The sequence below is a fragment of the Nostoc sp. LEGE 06077 genome, from assembly GCF_015207705.1.
Taxonomy (GTDB): Bacteria; Cyanobacteriota; Cyanobacteriia; order Cyanobacteriales; family Nostocaceae; genus Nostoc_B.
The window spans coordinates 131,896-150,744 of sequence record NZ_JADEWI010000007.1; the positions used below are offsets into that span (position 1 = coordinate 131,896).

Here is an 18,849-nt window from a genome sequence, read left to right on the forward strand (position 1 = left end):
GCCTTGTCATAACGACAATTTTTAACACCGACCTACTTAATTAATTGAGGAATTACGCATAACAACTAAAAATCAAGAGTTTGGGCAAGGGTGTATTATCTAGAACCTTTACACCCTCTACCCTCATACCCAGTTTCAACAGATAATCTTCTTCCGCAAGTCTTGATCTTATTTCATGTCATAACCAAATAAGTTAGGGTCAACTTCGCCTAACTCTAAGTCTCCTAAACCATATTCTGCCCATTTTCTTTCTACCATTGCAGCAACATCAGGATCTGATTCTAGTGGTGCGCCCCATTCATGTTCGGTTTCTGGGGGAATTTTAGTAGTTGCATCAATTCCCATCCTTCCACCTAAACCAATTTTTTCACTGGCAAAATCTAAGGTATCAAAGGGTGTATTCGGCAGAATAAACACATCGCGGGTGGGGTCAACTTTAGAACTGATTGCCCAAACTACTTGTCGGGGGTCGCGGATATTGATATCTTTATCGACGACAATCACAAATTTGGTGTAGGTAAATTGGGGTAACGCACTCCAAAAGGCTAAGGCGGCGCGGCGTGCTTGTCCGGGATAGGCTTTATCAATGGAGATAATGGCGGCTTTGTAACTCAACGCTTCCATTGGTAAGAAGAAATCCACAATTTCTGAGACTTGTTGGCGCAGAATTGGAGTATATATACGATTAAGTGCGATCGCCATCATCGCTTCTTCTTTCGGTGGACGACCGCTAAATGTGGTTAAATATATCGGGTCTTTGCGGTGTGTCATGCACCCAAAGCGAATTAACGGCGAATCTTCCACACCGCCGTAATAACCCATGTGGTCGCCAAAAGGCCCATCTGGTAAAACTTCCCCTGGGGTAATGGTTCCTTCTAAAACAAATTCAGAATCTGCGGGGACTTCTAAATCTACCGTTTTACACTTGGCCAACTGTACCCCAGAACCGCCATATAACCCAGCAAATAACCATTCTGATAAATCTACAGGGATGGGTGTAGCCGCCGCCATAATAATTAATGGATCAACACCAAGAGCGATCGCTATCTCTAATTTCTTCCCACGTTCGGCCGCTTTTCGCAAGTGTCTTGCTCCACCTCGCACCGATAACCAGTGAACAGTCATCGTATTCTTAGATTGCAGTTGCAAACGATATACACCCACATTCGGCGTACCTGTCTCGCAATCTTTGGTAATTACCAACCCCAAGGTGATAATTTTGCCAGCATCCCCAGGATAAGGACGAATCAAGGGTAAAGTATTTAAATCCAAATCATCGCCTTGAATTACCACCTGCTGACAAGCGGGAAAAAAGTCTCTTCCGGGTTTGGCTTTGATAACATCAAACAGCACTTTGCCAAAATCTATCGCCTGGGAAATCTTTTTCGGCGGTTTCGGTTGCTGTAGCATACTCAGCTTTTTCCCCAGAGTTTCTAACTCCTGGGGATGCTGCATATTCATCGACCAGCAGATTCTTTCCACAGTCCCCAGCAAATTTACAGCTACTGGGAAAGATGCACCTTTGACATTTTCAAACAATAACCCCGGCCCGCCTTTTTGCAGCATTCGGTTAGAAATTTCCGCAATTTCTAACTCTGGGTCAACTAAGGCAGAAATACGCCGTAATTGCCCTCTTTCTTCTAAAATTTTGATAAATCCCCGCAAATCTCTGGCCATTGTTCTAATAAAACTAAATAGTTAAGAAGTATGAAGCGCCTGTTTAATATTATGAGCTATTGTTCGCTCTATGATCTAGGAAGTAGGGAATGGGGAACAGGTAACAGAAAAGAACCTGTGTAATTAATTCTGTGTGAGTACTGAGAACGAAACGATCTTTTGCCCGTTCCCTTTTCCAAGCGTTAACTAATTGATTGACTTTTCTTAACCCTGTTGCCCAAGCAATCTGGTTATTCTATCTAAGGATAGGCATTATTGATGACAAATAAGCTCTACCCTTCAAACATGGCGAGATATAGATTTTTATCTCCTAGCAGGTGGTTTTGTGATGTGCTACCTGCTGGGTTTACATATTTTTGTCCAAAAGTCTAAAGAACAACGTTTCACCCTTCAGACTTCATACTTCAGACTTTCTATAGACTAAACTATTTATTTATAATGTAGTTTTGTCAAATTCTGGTAGTCAACTGTCTTATGCTTACAAGACTTTCAGCAGCTGTGTACGGGATGGGTACCGCACCAACTGTTGCTCCTGAACGGTCTAGTCAAACTGTTAGTAAACCGTATCCCAATTACAAGGTGATCGTTTTAAACGATGACTTCAATACTTTTCAGCACGTCGCTGAGTGCTTGATGAAGTATATCCCGAATATGACTGGCGATCGCGCTTGGGATTTAACTAATCAGATACATTATGAAGGGCAAGCGATCGTGTGGGTAGGCCCCCAAGAAACAGCAGAATTGTATCACCAACAGCTGCGGCGAGCCGGTTTAACTATGGCTCCCCTGGAAGCAGCTTAATTATCATGGATAAATCTCAGCCAAATTCCCAAAAACCAAATAACCGCAAAGATGGCAGACTAGTCTGGAATCACTCTACCCATCTTCCCGGTCTTATACCTATTTTAGAACTGCTTTGTCAGCAAGATGGTATTTACACTGTTACCCCAGGCGTAATTGGCCGGGTGAGAGGTCATAGCCCGAAAATGCAATTACGTATATCTGTACCAATTCGTGGAGGTTACAAAGTCATTGCTAGACAAGGTAAAACAGTACAAGAAGTGTTCATCCTGACTAGTTTAGTCCAGGATGAACTACAAACAGCGATCGCGATCGCCATGAAACATTAATCAACTTAAAAGTTACTAGTACGTCACAGCGGAAATAGGCATACCATTGGAAATGGGTAAAAGCTTGCGCTATAAGTATTCTTTCTTTTTACTTTTGCCTTTTTACTTTTGCCTTGTTGTACTAGTCCGTCCTTTGATGGTTGACCCCATTTCAGACTTCATACTTCAAACTTCATTTGGCTATTCTTCAACTCTATGTACTGCAAATTTATGTAGCGGCAAACTTAAAATACAAGAGAAAGTCAAAAAATATGACAACGCTGTTGTGATTTTCAAAGAAATCATTACAGATTCCCAATCAGGTAAAATTACCTTTTCTAGCGCAAAAGCTACACAGTATACGAGCCAGTAAGAAAAACTCATTCTAAACAAAATCTTCTCTGTTTCTTCGATGTCATCTTTTGGTTGCTTACCGTCCCAGAGCAATATTAAACCAAGAACACAAGCACCAAATGAAACAGCAACTACAAATTCATGACACAAAAAACTCATCGAATGCATTTGCCTCGATCCCAATATTTTGCAATTGAGATTCAGTCTAAAGGAATATTCCTTTCAGTTACACAAAATGTTTACAAACTGCAATAAGCCCTGGGATTAATGTTACAAACTGCAACTATATTAATGTTAGTTAACTAAACTAAATATATAACGGTAGTCAGATATATTAGGACAATTTGAAAGCTTGAATGCCAGAAATAGTAAAACTTTATTCTCCTGCCTTCAGCTATACTGGTAGCAATTTTATTTGATAGATTAACTATTTTTTAAGGATGAACAGAGAACACCGTTAAGAAAATTAGACCTTATGGATGAGTCAGATTATGTCTGTTTATTAAACAAGTGAATTTTCCATAACCCCTAAGCCTTGGCGTGAGGCTTAAAGATCTTGCTATCTAAGCATTTGTGCCAGAAGTCTATTGTTCGCTACTCCTCAACAAATTGCTAGATATACGTATATATCTCGACAATAGGAACTATCAATTTGCTATCTAATCCACTGCCATATCTATTCACAATTTAATCAGCCGATAGGACTCATATTTAATTTGTAAAAAAAACTCAGTACAGTTTCTATTCCCTGTTCCCTGTTCCCTACCTTCATGAATAAGTTCAGAAATCAACTCAGATTGCTATACATAAGTTTAAAAACTCATACTAATTTGATTAACAACATACATACTCTGAATTCGCCAAGTACCTTCTCGCCGAATTAAATCATAGCGAACCCGCAAACTTTCGTTAGAAGACTTTTTCTTCTGACCGTTTTCATAAAATTGTGTTGCTTCTTTGACAGTAGCTAAGACAGCAGCGCGATTGGAGTCTAGTTCATTTTTACTCACGAATTCAACTTTAACACTGTGGTTGTATTGGCGATAGCGATTATCGGCTCTATCTTGCTGGGCAATTAATCGCCATTGAGATAGAGATGAACCAGTCAAAATGTTAGTTAAACTCTCAACATCATGGTTTGGCCCTAAAGCTAAAGCTTTAGTAGAAAGCCAAGTCCGAATTACTTCTTCTGCTGTTATGTCTGTAAGAGGGCCATCCGGTGGCAGCAATTCTCTATCACCATTAGGAATTTCTATTGGTGGTTGATTTAGTTGGATGGCTAACGGTTGACCTTCTATACCTGGAGAGGGGAAAAAGATATCTTTTAACCAACCAAAGGTTGTAGAAACTATCAGCCAGAAAACTAATATACCCGCCAATGAGGCAAATACTGTCCAGACTAATCGTGTTTTCCGATCTAAATTGCTGGTGACAGTACGCCGTTGCCGAGTCGGGCGATGATTATCTAAGCTATGTTCTCGGTTAACAGGTTGAGCAGGAGGCTTACGCCGCCTACGTTTTTGGGTAGGACGGGGCGCAGCACTTTTACCATTCAGATTATGACTAGTTGAGCCATTTGCCCGTTCGGGCTGAGTAAAAGATGCTACAGGTATTTCTGGCGGCTGGTGATGATTAGCCGTAGTTGATGCAGGTTGTGTATTTGATTTAGGCAGTGAAGAATGAGAATGCTCAGGTATTTTGTAGTTACTGGGTTCTGGTAAATCTAGATCAGGTGTTCTCCCATGATTTTGGCGAGAATTCCCCGAAGCATAATTTTGTTGACGCGGATGATTAGGTTGCGGTGAGGTAAATGGTTGGCGGTTAATCACACCCCATTCATTGCTAGTTTCGGCATCAGTAGGCAATGCTTCTAAATAAGCCTGCACTTGGGGGTTGGCAAAGTAATCTTTAAGTGCAGCTGGCTGCCTTGACAGATCACGAAAATGGGGAAAAACTTCATTGTGTAACCATTGTTCACCATACAGGCACAGCCCTGGCAACAAATCTGGCGAGTCTTGGGATTTTTCCCGAATAAAAGCTAGAGCTTCATACTCCTGGCTCATTTCCAAAACACGGGTTGCTTCTTCGGTTTGCCCCAATAGTAACGCACAGAGAGACTGTTCTAAATGCACATCCTGACGTTTACCCAAATGCATCAGCATTTGTCGCGCCTGACGAATTAAGGCTGGTTGACGTTGGGCAAATCCTCTAGCAATCAAAGCATAAACTGCTAGGTATGTGGCCACAGCAGATGGACGCTTACTCTCAGCTTCAAATAGCTTGTGTTGTTCGGCGACTGTTAAGTAGTGACGGATTTGCTGAATAAATCGCAGAAAGTCATCAATACTTAACCCTGATTGATCGTTGTTAGTCCCATCAATACCACCACGATCTTCGAGGATACTTTGCAATAATTCCAAGCCTTGGTGGCGTTCTACAGTCTTTTCTAAAGGTAGTTCGAGTAATTCTAAAACCCGATAAGGACGCAGTTTATAAAGATCAGCTTGGATTTCTGCCTGCACGCTGGCAAATATCCCTTCACTCGCCAGCATTTCTAGCCCAGATTCTAGAGAAACTGCCGCATTTTCGTAATAACCTTGCTGCCACTGTTCACGCCCTAATTCTAGGCAAGCCAAAGCTACAGTCAAAACAATATCAGGATGTTCACTACTTTCGAGAAAGTCTTCCTCGGCCAGATGATTGCCGATTTTGGTAGAGATAGCACCATGATGATTGTTTAGGTATGTTTTACCTAGTTTGAGGACGAGTTCGTATTCCCCTAGCTCTTGCAAGATCAATAACGCACCAACTAATTCCTGTTGGGGAATTTCAATATTGAGACCTTGGCCATCAAGATCACGATTAGTCTCTGTGCGTTTACCCGCTGTGACTGTAGCTGTAGCAGTGCCATCAGGATCATAAGCGTGGGACAGATAAAGCTGATCGTAACTGCTACGTTCTTTCGGATTTGATAAAACCACGTAAGCTGTTTCTATAAGTTGTTTACGAGAAGAAATTGCTGCTTGAGAATATTCCCGTCGCGGCAATTGTACAATGCGATCGCTATACGCTTGTCGCAACTGTTCTTCACTTGCCGCTAACGGTAGTCCTAAAATTCGGTAGTAATCTAGCGGAATTCGCACAGCCTACTTCCCCTGCACCGTGATCAACATAACCCACCTAGAGCATTCCAGGCCTGTAAAACCGTGCCATAATATTACGGTGAATAATACCGTGCCGGACTTACACTATAAGTGTATAGTGCAACAATTAATTTTGTTCCCTCTGAAATTTTGAGACACATTTTAATACTATTAATTTGACTTCGCCTAGATCAGAGGGAATCTTTGTCTTAATTCTTAGTATTTACTTGTGTATAACTCCTATCAGCCATGAGACACAGCAAAACTGTATTGCACTGGTTAATCATACTAGTCATACCTAATTTATAAGCTTATCTGCTTGATTTTTTACTTAAGTGTTTACCCTGTCTATGCTGTGATAGTAGTAATACTGGTAATGGTAGATGTTAATAATATCAAGGAATAAAATTATACTATGCTTAGATATTAATGACAACTATTTAGCAAAATAAATTTCAGTTTCGCCGTTGATTTGTGCGAAATTGTTAATAGATATGCAGAAACCAAGCTATCCTGATTGATAGTATTTGTGCAGGAGTTGGGATTGTAAAACGGCAGAGGGCAGTATGAGAGGTCATATATTGCAGTTAGGGTGTAAAAATCGCCGACAGCGACTCATAAAATGCCAAAATTCACCTATTTATTCCCTCTATTCCCAATAATCCTGCTTAGTGCATAAATTTTTAGTTTTTGTCTCCAGCCCAACTTAGCTTAGGCAAACCAGCAGATTTGTCAGAAAGCGGCCTATTTAACATGGTAAATTTCAGTTTTACAACAGGGATACTAAAAAAATAATGGTTCAAGAACGGACGTTACCTAAATTTGATACTGCCAGCGCTCAAATCACCAAAGCAGAAGGCTTAATGCTGTACGAAGACATGGTGTTAGGACGCTTTTTTGAAGATAAATGCGCGGAAATGTACTACAGGGGCAAAATGTTTGGTTTTGTCCACCTATATAACGGTCAAGAAGCTGTTTCATCTGGCGTTATCAAGGCAATGCGTCCGGGGGAAGATTTTGTCAGCAGTACCTACCGTGACCACGTTCACGCCCTGAGTGCAGGAGTTCCCGCCAGAGAAGTTATGGCGGAATTATTTGGTAAAGAGACAGGTTGTAGCAAAGGACGCGGCGGTTCTATGCACATGTTCTCGGCGGAACATGGTTTATTAGGTGGCTATGCCTTTGTCGCAGAAGGTATTCCTGTTGCGGCTGGTGCAGCTTTTCAAAGCAAATACCGCCGCGAAGTTTTGGGAGACCCCAAAGCTGACCAAGTAACCGCTTGCTTCTTTGGTGATGGTGCTGCTAACAACGGTCAGTTTTTTGAAACCTTGAATATGGCAGCCTTATGGAAACTGCCCATTCTTTTTGTGGTGGAAAATAATAAGTGGGCAATTGGTATGGCTCACGAACGGGCGACTTCCCAACCCGAAATTTACAAGAAAGCCAGCGTATTTAACATGGTAGGCGTGGAAGTAGATGGCATGGATGTACTCGCCGTCCACTCAGTCGCGCAAGAAGCAGTCGCCCGCGCTCGTGCTGGAGAAGGGCCCACATTAATTGAAGCCCTCACCTACCGCTTCCGTGGTCACTCCTTAGCAGACCCAGATGAATTACGCAGCAAAGCTGAGAAAGAATTTTGGTTCTCTCGTGACCCAATTAAGAAGCTGGCTGCTTATATGCTGGAGCAAAATTTGGCTAGTGAAGAAGAACTAAAAGCCATTGACAACAAAATTCAGGATGTCATTGATGAAGCCGTGAAGTTTGCCGAAAGTAGTCCTGAACCTGATCCTAGCGAATTGTATCGCTTTATATTTGCAGAAGACGAGTAATTGTCAGAGACTAGGGAGTGGGAAATTAGGGACTAGAGGCTAGGAACTAGGGACTAGTACAACAAGGCGCAAAAGTAAAAGGTCAAAAGGAAAAAGAAAGAATTGTGATAACACAAGCCTTTTAGCAATTCCCGATGGTCAGTTTATTTACGCCGACCTGTACTAGAGATATATACATTCATTTTTAGACCCTCTAGCCTCTTACCCTTCGGGTGACGCTCCTGCGTCGCTAACGCCACTTGCTTGCTTTATGCCGGGAAACCCTTCCACCGCAGTGGCTTACCTGTAACCTATAGCCTCTCACTTTTAGCCTGTAACCTCTAAGGAATAATCTTGTGCCGACAATTACCATTCAACAGCAGCAGTACAAAACCTACATTCTTGCGGACGAAACTTCCGACACTCAAATAAAAGTTGTACCAGAACGCGGTGGGATTATTACTAGTTGGCGTGTTCAAGGGCAAGAAATTTTCTATTTGGATAAAGAGCGTTTTACTCACCCCGATTTAAGTGTTAGGGGCGGTAATCCAATCTTGTTTCCCATCTGTGGCAACTTACCAGATAACACCTATACTCACAACGGACAGAAATATACCCTCAAACAGCATGGCTTTGCTCGTGACTTACCGTGGGACGTGGAGGAAGTATCCGAGGATAATACAACATATATCAAAGTTCATCTTGTCAGCAACGCGCAAACAAAAGCCGTATACCCCTTTGATTTTCATTTGAGTTTCAGTTATAAAATCAACGGGAGTACTTTAGAAATTCAGCAACATCTAGATAACTCTTCTGCAACATCCATACCTTTTTCCACTGGGTTTCATCCTTACTTCCAAGCGCCAGATAAAACACAGCTAGAGGTGAAAATTGCGGGTCACGAGTATCAAGACAACATAACCAAGGAAATCAGAACCTTTAACGGCAATTTTGATTTTAATTTAGATGAAATTGATGCAGCCTTCAAGCGCTTAACTGCTAAATCAGCTACAGTAACCGATAATAGCCGTAGGTTAAAATTGACCTTAGATTACGGTAATGATTATCCCGTCGTAGTTTTTTGGACGGTCAAGGGGAAAGAATTCTATTGTCTAGAACCTTGGAGCGCTCCCCGCAACTCCCTCAACACAGGCGAAAACCTGACTGTAGTAGAGCCAGGAGCCAGCTACACTGCATCCGTCAAACTCACTGCAAACTTTTTCTAAAAAAAACTTTGCAATTCTACCGATGTTTGTGCTATGATGGCAAAGTTGCGAAAAGAAACGCACGGGTCGCTAACTCAACGGTAGAGTACTCGGCTTTTAACCGATTAGTTCCGGGTTCGAATCCCGGGCGACCCATATAAAAGGAAAAAATGCTTGCTAAGACTTTGATGTTGCGGCAAGTATTTTTGTATGTGGGGTTTTTCAAAAGAGATGCTGTTGCGTCGCTAACGGTAGTTCGCAACCGACAGAAACCGATTCACCGCTTTGGGTCTATGCACAAAACCTACAAGAAATATTCTCAATTCGGTAGGATAGGCATAAACTCAACAACTACCGTTGTCATGGTAAAAACTCCTCCACAACATCGGACAATTCCCCTTCTAGAAAATGGCGACAAACTCACTCGCTATGAATTTGAGCGTCGCTACAACGCTACGCCTAACGTCAAAAAAGCCGAATTGATTGAAGGAATTGTATATATAATGCCTGCTGCATTACGTTTTAGAAGTCACGGTCAACCACATGGTTGGATTACTGGTTGGTTATTTACTTATGAAGCCGCTACACCTGGTGTAGCTTTGGGAGTTGAACCAACTGTGCGCCTAGACTTAGATAACGAACCTCAACCAGATGCAGTTCTGCTCATCGCACCAGAAGCAGGCGGTCAAACAAGGCTAAGTGAAGATGATTATATCGAAGGTGCGCCGGAGTTAATTATTGAAATTGCTGCTAGTAGTGTGGCTATTGACCTTCATGCTAAAAAACAGGCTTATCGCCGTAATGGTGTGAAAGAATATATTGTTTGGCAAGTGCTTGAGCAGAAATTGAGTTGGTTTTATTTGGAACAGGGCGAATATTTGGAGTTAATACCTGATAATGAGGGGATTATACGCAGTCAGGCTTTTCCCGGTTTATGGTTAGTGGCTACAGAGTTATTAACTGGAAATATGCAGGTTGTGTTGAATGTCTTACAAACAGGCTTGCAGTCTGCTGAACACGCAGCGTTTGTTGAGCAGCTGGTGTTTTGAATTAGGTGCGATTCGCCTGTATATTTGCCTGAATAATCAACAGTGGATTATTACCTATCTGGACTACCACACTACCAAAGCAAATAACTGTAACGTAGCATACTTGACAGCAGGTTAGGTCAAGCATAGGTCATCTTGATGAGAGGTGGCGTAAACTTTTTCAACATAAGCACCCTACACTAGTTATAATTTCCTATAAGTTGAAAAAACTCTTAAGATTAGCGTAAAGATTACGCTTGTCTCATAACGACTAGCTGAAAATCATTATTAGGAGGACTATCTATGGCGCTTGTACCATTGCGGCTGCTCTTGGATCACGCGGCTGAGAACAGTTACGGCATCCCAGCTTTCAACGTTAACAATTTGGAGCAGATTCAGGCAATCCTGAAGGCTGCTGCCGAGACAGATAGCCCCGTAATTTTGCAAGCTTCTCGTGGCGCTCGTAATTATGCAGGTGAAAACTTCCTCCGCCACCTGATCTTGGCTGCGGTAGAAACCTATCCTGAGATTCCCATCGTCATGCACCAGGATCATGGTAATGCTCCTTCTACCTGCTACTCAGCAATCAAGAACAACTTCACCAGCGTCATGATGGATGGTTCCTTGGAAGCTGACGCTAAAACCCCTGCCAGCTTTGAGTACAACGTTAAAGTTACTAGCGAAGTTGTCAATGTAGCTCATGCTTTGGGCGTAAGTGTAGAAGGCGAACTTGGTTGCTTGGGTTCTCTAGAAACTGGCGCAGGTGAAGCTGAAGATGGACACGGTTTTGAAGGTACTCTTGACCATTCTCAACTGTTAACCGACCCCGATGAAGCTGTTAGCTTTGTAGAAGCAACCCAAGTAGATGCTTTGGCTGTAGCTATCGGTACAAGCCACGGTGCTTACAAGTTTACCCGCAAACCAACTGGCGAAATTTTGGCAATCAGCCGCATTGAAGAAATTCACCGTCGTCTACCTAACACCCACTTGGTAATGCACGGTTCTTCTTCCGTACCCGAAGATTTAATTGCTTTGATTAACGAGTACGGTGGTGCGATTCCTGAAACCTACGGTGTACCTGTAGAAGAAATCCAAAAAGGTATCAAGAGCGGTGTTCGTAAAGTGAACATCGACACCGACAACCGTTTGGCTATCACGGCTGCTGTGCGCGAAGCTTTAGCAAAAAATCCCAAGGAATTTGACCCCCGTCACTTCCTCAAGCCTTCTATTACATATATGCAGAAGGTTTGTGCAGAACGCTATGTACAATTCGGTACTGCTGGTAACGCAAGCAAGATTAAACAAGTTTCTCTAGAAACTTTTGCTGCTAAATATGCTAAAGGTGAATTGAACGCTATCAGCAAGGCTGCTGCTAAGGTTTAATTTAGCTAAAAATTTATAGGGGATACTTTTGTGTTTCCTTAAACTGAGGGTTTTAATATTAAAAATAAACCGGGAAACATAACAGTTTCTCGGTTTTTTGTTGAAATTAGAATAGGTGATAGGTTATAGGTGACAGGCGACAGATTGAAAAGTCTTGTGCTGTCTCAACAGATGCAGTAAAACAAATAACGAACCACAGAGGCGCATACTTCGACTTACCTGGACTTCTCCTGACGGAGACGCTGCGCGAATGCTCGGTACAAGTCGCTCAGTAACCAGAGGTTACGGAGGAATGAGAGGTTGAGAGAATTTTTGCTTGAGTTCTAAGACATTTGCTCTACTAAAGTCCTTTCAATCTCTTCTGCTATTTCTGAAACTGTTGAGTCAAAGACAATTACATGGTTGGCTGTGGGTAATAATCGCTGAAGAATTTGTCTATAAGCGTCTGCATCATGGCGACGATGAAATCTAGCTACTACCATTCGTTGCATATTTGGTAGTTGTCGAATAATACACCAAGGATGACTATTTGATTTTGGCTTTGAGGTTGGTATCATAGGTCAATACTGTCCCACTTTGTGGGATGTGTTAGAAATGGCGATCGCTCTCAAGTTTTCCAGGCAAGACGAGCGATCGCTTTTGATGTGTTTACTTCAAAAATCGAGATTTCGATTTTTGAGGCTGAAACTATTAAAAATCGAAATCTCGATACTGTCAAGTCAGGATGATGTGTGTTTAAATTGCGAATTAAAGAACTTGCTGCGGTGCGGGGTTGGACACTCAAGGAAGTATCTGAGCGTTCTGAACTTCCCTACAGCACTGTTGCAACTTACGCAAATTCTCCAGGAATGGCAATGGTTAATTTAATTTCTGTACTAAAGCTGGCGCGTGTCTTTGGCGTATCGATTGAAGATTTGATAGAACTGGTGGAAGACTAGGTAATTAATATCAAAAATATTTGATATATATACATTCATTACCAACTATTAACAATAGCTATAAGCAAAAAAAAGGAGAAAGACATGAGGATAACAGTCAATGAAAGTATTAGTCTTGCAAAAGTAATTGAACCAGCTTTTGATGGTACAGATATTTATCTAGATGAAACTGTTCTAGATTATTTAGAACAACAAGATAGGTTGAATAAACTGGAAAATATGCAATTTTTTGTTGAACTCTCTTTAAAGGCATGGTCAATTTCAGGTGAACCTCCAGTGGGAACTCCTGGAACAATTGCATCATTAATTTTTTATGTTAGCGGCTCATTAAAGGAAAATGAACTTGGGATAATTTGTACTTTGCCTTGAAGCATAGCTAATTATACTGCGATCAAATCCCTCACGTCATAGGTGATAAGCTCACCCGACCGTTGATGATTGCCATCATACGGCTAAAATCTATTGTTAAACTAGAAACAACTGCGATCGCATATTTCAAATACCACAATCATGGTGTAGATATACGCCATCAAAAGTAAATAATGAGGTATATAATGCAACATACAAAAACCAGACAAGCATTACTCCAAGCTATTTATGAAGAACTAGAACAAGCTTATGAAGACACTTTAGAAGATGTTTTAGAGTTACTAAAAATTCGTAAAATTGAAGATGAAGAGGATATTCAAGATATTGCTGTGGCAAAAAATGATACTACTATCTCTTGGGAAGAATATCAGCAAGAGAGTGCATGATTTATCAAATAGAAATTACAACTAGGGCGGCTAAACAATTAAAAAAGCTGACTGAAGATATAAAAATTTCCATAGAAGAGAAAATTCAAGAGTTGTCAAACAATCCCCGCCCTAATGGAGTAGTGAAGCTAGAAGGCGAGGAAGATAATTATCGTGTTCGTGTAGGTAAGTATCGGATTTTATACGAAATAAAAGATGAACTATTAATAGTTAAAGTTGTTAAGGTTGGTCATCGTAGAGATGTTTATCGCCGCGAATAAAGCTAATTAATTTTATTTAATAGTATTAACTGTTTCTTAATACTCAGTGCGATGTTGACGACCAGCCGGTATGTGTCTACGCATCTTTACCCTAACCACCCCATCATTCTAAAAATTTTTGGACAATTACAATTGAAATGAAGTATTGATGCTATTTTGGTGGTGCGCCAGGGTAAATATAACGGGTAATTAGCTCAATCTCAGACTCTCAACAAAGTTGATGGTGTTGCAGTGGTCGGAATAGTTATTGTTTCTCATAGTAAACAATTGGCTCTGGGTGTGCAGGAACTCGCGGCACAAATGGTTCAGGGCAAAGTTGCCATTGCGGTGGCGGCGGGGATTGAAGATGCAGAAAATCCCTTGGGTACAGATGCGCTGAAGATTTATGAGGCGATCGCATCTGTATTTAGCGATGATGGTGTATTAGTGTTGATGGATCTCGGTAGTGCCGTTATGAATGCAGAAATGGCTGTCGAATTCCTACCAGAAGCACATCAAGAAAAAGTATATCTTTGTGAAGCCCCACTAGTAGAAGGTGCGATCGCCGCCGCTGTTGCAGCCGCCATAGGTAAGAATATTCAGCAGGTAATGGCGGAAGCTAGGGGAGCATTAAGCGCCAAAGCCACGCAATTAGGTATACCTAACCTGACAGCAGATGTTAATAGTCATATCCAACCAAAAACCAGCGCAGCTTATCCTAGTAGAGAAATTCGGCTGACTGTGAGCAATCGTTTAGGTTTACACGCGCGTCCGGCGGCGCAGTTTGTCGCCACCGCCGCCAGATTTCAATCTCAAATTCAGGTGCAGAATTTAACGAGAAATAGCTCAGTTGTCCGAGGTGACAGTATTAACCAAGTCACAACTTTAGGCGTACGTCAAGGACATGAACTCTTAATTACTGCAACTGGTGTTGATGCGGATGCAGCACTTGCCACGTTACAAAGCTTATTCGCGAATAACTTTGGTGAAGATAATACTGCTGTTGTGTCTCCACCAACAATACAGCAACCCGTAACTCCGGCAACTCATGGCGAACTTTCAGGAATTGCGGCTTCTCCAGGAGTGGCGATCGCACCTGTCATTCATTATCAACCTGCTCCGGTAACTGTGACACAATATCATGTAGATGACCCGGAGCGAGAATGGCAACGTTTACAGTCAGCAATTCACACGGCGCAACAAGAAATTCAAACTATTTTTTCCCAAGCATCTTTGCAAATAGGTGACACAGAAGCGGCAATTTTTGATGCTCATTTACTATTTTTAGAAGACCCCGTGTTGTTGGAAACTGTGCAGCAGCGCATTATGGAACATCACCTCAATGCAGAAGCCGCTTGGCAAGCCGTGGTGGAGGAAGTTGCAAGTTCTTACCGCACCTTAGAAGACGCGTATTTGCGAGAACGAGTTGAAGATGTTGTCGATATAGGGCAAAGGGTACTGCGACTGTTGGCGGGAAATGCTGCTAGTAGTTTGTATCTGGCTGAACCAGCGATTATAGTCGCCACAGACTTGACACCATCAGATACAGCCGCATTAGATCCTCGCAAGGTACTCGGTATTTGTACAGTATCGGGAAGTGCTACATCTCACAGTGCGATTATTGCGCGGACATTGGGAATTCCCGCCGTTTTGGGAGTGAATCCCGAAGTGTTGCGGTTAGAAGATGGTACATTGATGGGGCTGGATGGTGAAAGCGGTAAAGCTTGGGTAGAACCAGAAGCAGATATTCTCACGACATTGGAAACTAAACGGGAAGCTTGGCAAACGGCTAAACAAGAAGCACTCACCAAGGCGCATCAACCAGCAATTACCCGTGATGGCAAACAGATAAATATCCTCGCCAATATTGGTAGCATTGCAGATGTACAAGCGGCGGTAGCGGGTGGTGCTGAAGGTGTGGGATTGTTGCGGACTGAGTTTTTATATTTAGATAGAACTACAGATCCGACTGAAGAAGAACAACTGACAGTTTATCAAGCGATCGCCGAAGTTTTAGATAACCGTCCCTTAATTATTCGCACTCTTGATGTCGGTGGTGACAAACCATTACCTTATTTGCGAGTCGGCCTTCACGAAGCTAACCCCTTCCTTGGCTGGCGGGGGATACGTTTTTGTTTAGATCATCCAGAATTATTTAAAACTCAGTTGCGGGCAATTTTACGCGCCAGTGCAGAACATAATATTAAAGTGATGTTCCCGATGATTGCGACTGTCACAGAAGTACGTGCAGCTAAAGCAATATTAGGTGAAGTACAAACCGAACTGCGACAAGCAGGAATCGCCTTTGATGAAAATCTGCCAGTGGGTGTCATGATTGAAGTTCCCGCAGCTGTCGCCATAGCTGATCAATTAGCGGCGGAAGTCAGCTTTTTCAGTATCGGGACGAATGATTTAAGTCAGTATGTCATGGCAGGCGATCGCAATAACCCCAGAGTAGCTTATTTAGCCGATGCCTTACACCCTGCCGTATTGCGAATGATCCAACAAACTGTACAAGCTGCTCACACCGCCGGAATTTGGGTAGGATTATGTGGAGAATTAGCAGCAGACCCTTCAGCCGCAGCGATTTTATTAGGTTTGGGGTTAGATGAATTGAGCGTCAATCCCCAAGCTATCGGGATAATTAAACAGGCGATCGCCAAATTAACTGTAACTCAAGCAGAGGCGATCGCCACCACCGCATTACAATTAGAGTCAGCAAATGATGTGAGAGCTTTGGTGCAGTGAAAGGCTTGGAAGAAGATTTTTTATTGTTTGGGTGTGAATCGGTCGAGCGATCGCACAACTGGGATAAAATTCCCAGCACCATAGATAATATGATGCTTGTTGACCTACTGATTAGCCGCTATCTCTCGAATATTAACAGGCACAAACCCAGCTTGGGCGATCGCTCTTTGTCCTTGTTCAGTCAGCAACAGTTTGGCGTATGTTTCCCCAACTTGTTGTTCTTGACCTTGGTTTTGCTTAATCATGACAAATAATTTGGTAGTTAGGGGATAAGTACCATTCTTGATCACTACTGTATTCAGTTGATTGCGTTGTCGCGGACACTGATTTGACTGCACAACTGGTTCACGGTAGAGAGATACTAACTGTTCTGAAGTTACCCCCAAAGGTAATAGCTTCACACCACATTGATTGATTACCCCTCTAGCAGAAGCGTAATACACACCACCAGGAGTTGTTTTGATCTGGCGTAATGCTTCTGTAGTGGAGTAAACATACTCAACTTGAGAACTCAAATTTTGCTTATCTGCTGGCTTATCAGGGAATAACAGGGTGTCTGCATTTTCAGGAGATTGGGACAAAGGAACAATTGGTAAGTCTTTTCCGCCTACTTGCTTCCAGTTAGTAATTTGTCCCAGATAAATTTTTTGTAATTGTTCAACAGTTAAGCCGGGAATTTGCAACTCTGGGTTAACTACTATTGCAACTCCATCCATCCCTACTTGTCGTTGCTCAATTGTTAAACCTTGTTGTGTTGCTTGAGCTTGTTCTGCATCTGTTAAAGGACGGGATGACTGAGTAAAGTCTAATTTCCCAGCCAGCAACATTCTAATTCCTGCGCCCGAACCAGGACTACCATCTGTAGGATTAACGTAGAGCAGTTGAAATTCTGGACGAGTATTTTGAATCTGTGAATCTACTAATTGTCTAATCGATGCCCAAGCTGTACTTCCACCATAATTGAATGCACCAATTGGCATATCATTAACCTGGGCAAAAGTTGAACCAGTAGGAGTACTGACAGTTGCGGGATTCTCACTAGAGACAGAAATCTGACGATTACCAACAAATAAGCGTGGTCTCAGCCATAACCACAGCCCGCCAATCAGTACAATTGTAATTACTTCGCCAATGATCAGCCCTCTGATCATCTGAATAGCGTCTGTGCTGAGTGAAACAGCTTTTCTATTACTGTTGCTCATTAGATTGAATTTTATTCAGCGTCTTTAATAAAGAATATATATTAAAACTATAAGTAAATACCTTTACGTGATATTACGGGAAACAACCGTCAGGTACATCGTACCATGTTAATGAAGTTACTCAGTGAACGTTACCAGGTTGTGCAAGTTTTAAGTCAGGGAATATTTTGTAAAACCTACATGGCTGAAGACACACATCTGCCAAATCGTCCCACCTGCGTTGTCAAGCATTTTTTACCAAGTAACGAAGTTTCTATTCCCATAGAACTCCGCCGACGGCTATTTAATCGAGAAACACAAGCTCTGCAAAAACTCGGCGACTATGATTTAGTTCCTCATTTATTGACGTATTTTGAAGATGACCAAGAATTCTACTTGGTGCAACAATTTATTCCAGGGCATACTTTAAGTACCGAACTTCAACCTGGTTACTGTTGGTCACAAAGCAAAGTTATTCAACTCCTACAAGAAGTTTTAGAAATTCTCCATTTTGTCCATAGTCATGGGTTGATACATCGAGATGTCAAACCCAGCAATATTATGCGACGCATCCCAGACAATCGCTTAGTTTTGATTGATTTTGGTGCTGTTAAACCAATTTTGACGCAATTGGTCAAAGATCAAAAAAATTTAGTGCCTATTGAACAATCTACAATTGCGATCGGTACACCAGGATATATGCCTAGTGAACAACAACGTGGCAGACCAAGACCTAATAGTGATATCTATGCTTTAGGGATAATTGCCATTCAAGCATTAACAGGGGTACATCCAACACAATTACCAGAAAACCGCAAAACAGGTGAAATTGTTTGGCAACATTTAGCTAATGTGAATGTTGAGTTAGCGGCGGTAATTAATAAAATGGTGTGTTATCACTTTCACGACCGATATAAATCCGCCAAGGAAGTATTAGCAGCGCTGTTACCTCATATCAATAATCAAGATGCTACGCTGTTGTCAACATTTCCCTCACAAAATACTTTATCTGCATATAACTCCCACTCGGTTTTTAACAGTACAATATCAGCGCCGCTTTTAGAAAAACAAATAAGCACTACTGAAACTTCTGTTATTCCAAAAAAATCTCCTTTACTACTTGGATTGGTCATTGGTGTGGTTTCTGGTTTAATTTTGATGGTTGTGAGTTATTGGTCTTTGCAGATAATTTCACCCGAACCGGAAATTCAAAATGCCTTACCCACACCACGAGGCATTAATCATTAATTTTGAGTAAATTCAACACACAAAAATTCAGTA

18 protein-coding genes and 1 tRNA gene are annotated in these 18,849 nt (G+C 41.9%); 14 read left to right on the plus strand and 5 right to left on the minus strand.

What is annotated here, in order from left to right:
* Positions 1-168: 168 nt before the first annotated feature.
* Positions 169-1,677 (minus strand): UbiD family decarboxylase, encoded by a 1,509-nt coding sequence (locus IQ244_RS07325; protein WP_193891377.1) that lies wholly within the window; start codon positions 1,675-1,677, stop codon positions 169-171.
* A 474-nt stretch (positions 1,678-2,151) separates the two neighbouring features.
* On the opposite strand from IQ244_RS07325, the gene clpS reads away from it, so the two are divergent.
* Both clpS and IQ244_RS07335 read left to right on the plus strand, forming a co-directional pair.
* Entirely contained in the window at positions 2,152-2,478 is a 327-nt protein-coding gene (clpS, locus tag IQ244_RS07330; protein WP_193891380.1) for an ATP-dependent Clp protease adapter ClpS, read from the plus strand.
* Positions 2,479-2,483: 5 nt separating this feature from the next.
* Positions 2,484-2,807 carry a DUF2103 domain-containing protein gene (locus IQ244_RS07335; RefSeq protein ID WP_193891383.1) on the plus strand — a complete coding sequence of 108 codons (324 nt, stop codon included), beginning with the start codon at positions 2,484-2,486 and terminating at the stop codon, positions 2,805-2,807.
* 180 nt (positions 2,808-2,987) lie between these two features.
* Here the strand turns inward: IQ244_RS07335 and IQ244_RS07340 are convergent, their stop codons facing one another.
* Both IQ244_RS07340 and IQ244_RS07345 read right to left on the minus strand, forming a co-directional pair.
* Positions 2,988-3,308 (minus strand): hypothetical protein, encoded by a 321-nt coding sequence (locus IQ244_RS07340; RefSeq protein ID WP_193891385.1) that lies wholly within the window; start codon positions 3,306-3,308, stop codon positions 2,988-2,990.
* A 644-nt stretch (positions 3,309-3,952) separates the two neighbouring features.
* The gene (locus IQ244_RS07345; protein ID WP_193891388.1) at positions 3,953-6,283 is read right to left on the minus strand and encodes an IMS domain-containing protein; all 2,331 of its coding nucleotides are present in this window, start codon (positions 6,281-6,283) and stop codon (positions 3,953-3,955) included.
* Between the two features lie 794 nt (positions 6,284-7,077).
* Between IQ244_RS07345 and pdhA the strand changes: the two genes are divergently transcribed.
* The 5 genes from pdhA (at position 7,078) to fba (ending at position 11,707) form a co-directional block, all read left to right on the plus strand.
* Positions 7,078-8,112 carry a pyruvate dehydrogenase (acetyl-transferring) E1 component subunit alpha gene (gene pdhA / locus IQ244_RS07350; protein WP_193891391.1) on the plus strand — a complete coding sequence of 345 codons (1,035 nt, stop codon included), beginning with the start codon at positions 7,078-7,080 and terminating at the stop codon, positions 8,110-8,112.
* Positions 8,113-8,447: 335 nt separating this feature from the next.
* Positions 8,448-9,317 carry an aldose epimerase gene (locus IQ244_RS07355; protein ID WP_193891394.1) on the plus strand — a complete coding sequence of 290 codons (870 nt, stop codon included), beginning with the start codon at positions 8,448-8,450 and terminating at the stop codon, positions 9,315-9,317.
* Positions 9,318-9,380: 63 nt separating this feature from the next.
* A tRNA-Lys gene (locus tag IQ244_RS07360) sits at positions 9,381-9,452 on the plus strand.
* Between the two features lie 206 nt (positions 9,453-9,658).
* The gene (locus IQ244_RS07365) at positions 9,659-10,345 is read left to right on the plus strand and encodes a Uma2 family endonuclease (protein WP_193891540.1); all 687 of its coding nucleotides are present in this window, start codon (positions 9,659-9,661) and stop codon (positions 10,343-10,345) included.
* Positions 10,346-10,627: 282 nt separating this feature from the next.
* Positions 10,628-11,707 (plus strand): class II fructose-bisphosphate aldolase, encoded by a 1,080-nt coding sequence (gene fba / locus IQ244_RS07370; RefSeq protein ID WP_193891397.1) that lies wholly within the window; start codon positions 10,628-10,630, stop codon positions 11,705-11,707.
* Positions 11,708-12,030: 323 nt separating this feature from the next.
* Here fba and IQ244_RS07375 read toward each other — a convergent pair whose 3' ends face one another.
* A complete protein-coding gene (locus tag IQ244_RS07375) occupies positions 12,031-12,264 on the minus strand; it encodes a hypothetical protein (RefSeq protein ID WP_193891400.1) in 234 nt (77 codons plus the stop codon).
* 21 nt (positions 12,265-12,285) lie between these two features.
* On the opposite strand from IQ244_RS07375, the gene IQ244_RS07380 reads away from it, so the two are divergent.
* The 6 genes from IQ244_RS07380 to ptsP all read left to right on the plus strand — a co-directional run bounded on the left by IQ244_RS07380 (position 12,286) and on the right by ptsP (position 16,387).
* Positions 12,286-12,435 (plus strand): hypothetical protein, encoded by a 150-nt coding sequence (locus IQ244_RS07380; protein ID WP_193891402.1) that lies wholly within the window; start codon positions 12,286-12,288, stop codon positions 12,433-12,435.
* Positions 12,436-12,438: 3 nt separating this feature from the next.
* Complete coding sequence (locus IQ244_RS07385) at positions 12,439-12,645, plus strand: helix-turn-helix transcriptional regulator (protein WP_322746033.1); 207 nt, start codon at positions 12,439-12,441, stop codon at positions 12,643-12,645.
* Positions 12,646-12,729: 84 nt separating this feature from the next.
* Entirely contained in the window at positions 12,730-13,014 is a 285-nt protein-coding gene (locus tag IQ244_RS07390) for a hypothetical protein (RefSeq protein ID WP_193891405.1), read from the plus strand.
* Positions 13,015-13,199: 185 nt separating this feature from the next.
* Positions 13,200-13,400, plus strand: coding sequence for a hypothetical protein (locus IQ244_RS07395; protein ID WP_193891408.1), 201 nt, complete (start codon positions 13,200-13,202; stop codon positions 13,398-13,400).
* A complete protein-coding gene (locus IQ244_RS07400; protein WP_193891411.1) occupies positions 13,397-13,660 on the plus strand; it encodes a type II toxin-antitoxin system RelE family toxin in 264 nt (87 codons plus the stop codon). Before IQ244_RS07395 ends, IQ244_RS07400 begins: the two co-directional genes overlap by 4 nt.
* Positions 13,661-13,891: 231 nt before the next feature.
* Positions 13,892-16,387, plus strand: coding sequence for a phosphoenolpyruvate--protein phosphotransferase (gene ptsP, locus IQ244_RS07405; RefSeq protein ID WP_193891414.1), 2,496 nt, complete (start codon positions 13,892-13,894; stop codon positions 16,385-16,387).
* A 104-nt stretch (positions 16,388-16,491) separates the two neighbouring features.
* On the opposite strand, the gene IQ244_RS07410 is transcribed toward ptsP, so the two are convergent.
* Positions 16,492-17,589 carry a PstS family phosphate ABC transporter substrate-binding protein gene (locus tag IQ244_RS07410; protein WP_193891417.1) on the minus strand — a complete coding sequence of 366 codons (1,098 nt, stop codon included), beginning with the start codon at positions 17,587-17,589 and terminating at the stop codon, positions 16,492-16,494.
* A 105-nt stretch (positions 17,590-17,694) separates the two neighbouring features.
* Here IQ244_RS07410 and IQ244_RS07415 point away from each other — a divergent pair, with 105 nt between their 5' ends.
* Positions 17,695-18,816, plus strand: a complete 1,122-nt coding sequence (locus IQ244_RS07415) for a serine/threonine-protein kinase (RefSeq protein ID WP_193891420.1) — start codon at positions 17,695-17,697, stop codon at positions 18,814-18,816.
* Positions 18,817-18,849: the final 33 nt, after the last annotated feature.

Excerpts from the sequence above, each read along its gene's own strand:
- fba (WP_193891397.1), top strand. The coding sequence starts at position 10,628 with ATGGCGCTTGTACCATTGCGGCTGCTCTTGGATCACGCGGCTGAGAAC.
- IQ244_RS07375 (WP_193891400.1), bottom strand. The coding sequence starts at position 12,264 with ATGATACCAACCTCAAAGCCAAAATCAAATAGTCATCCTTGGTGTATT.
- IQ244_RS07340 (WP_193891385.1), bottom strand. The coding sequence starts at position 3,308 with ATGCATTCGATGAGTTTTTTGTGTCATGAATTTGTAGTTGCTGTTTCA.
- IQ244_RS07325 (WP_193891377.1), bottom strand. The coding sequence starts at position 1,677 with ATGGCCAGAGATTTGCGGGGATTTATCAAAATTTTAGAAGAAAGAGGG.
- clpS (WP_193891380.1), top strand. The coding sequence starts at position 2,152 with ATGCTTACAAGACTTTCAGCAGCTGTGTACGGGATGGGTACCGCACCA.
- IQ244_RS07395 (WP_193891408.1), top strand. The coding sequence starts at position 13,200 with ATGCAACATACAAAAACCAGACAAGCATTACTCCAAGCTATTTATGAA.
- IQ244_RS07415 (WP_193891420.1), top strand. The coding sequence starts at position 17,695 with ATGTTAATGAAGTTACTCAGTGAACGTTACCAGGTTGTGCAAGTTTTA.
- IQ244_RS07400 (WP_193891411.1), top strand. The coding sequence starts at position 13,397 with ATGATTTATCAAATAGAAATTACAACTAGGGCGGCTAAACAATTAAAA.
- IQ244_RS07335 (WP_193891383.1), top strand. The coding sequence starts at position 2,484 with ATGGATAAATCTCAGCCAAATTCCCAAAAACCAAATAACCGCAAAGAT.
- IQ244_RS07410 (WP_193891417.1), bottom strand. The coding sequence starts at position 17,589 with ATGAGCAACAGTAATAGAAAAGCTGTTTCACTCAGCACAGACGCTATT.
- IQ244_RS07365 (WP_193891540.1), top strand. The coding sequence starts at position 9,659 with ATGGTAAAAACTCCTCCACAACATCGGACAATTCCCCTTCTAGAAAAT.
- IQ244_RS07390 (WP_193891405.1), top strand. The coding sequence starts at position 12,730 with ATGAGGATAACAGTCAATGAAAGTATTAGTCTTGCAAAAGTAATTGAA.
- pdhA (WP_193891391.1), top strand. The coding sequence starts at position 7,078 with ATGGTTCAAGAACGGACGTTACCTAAATTTGATACTGCCAGCGCTCAA.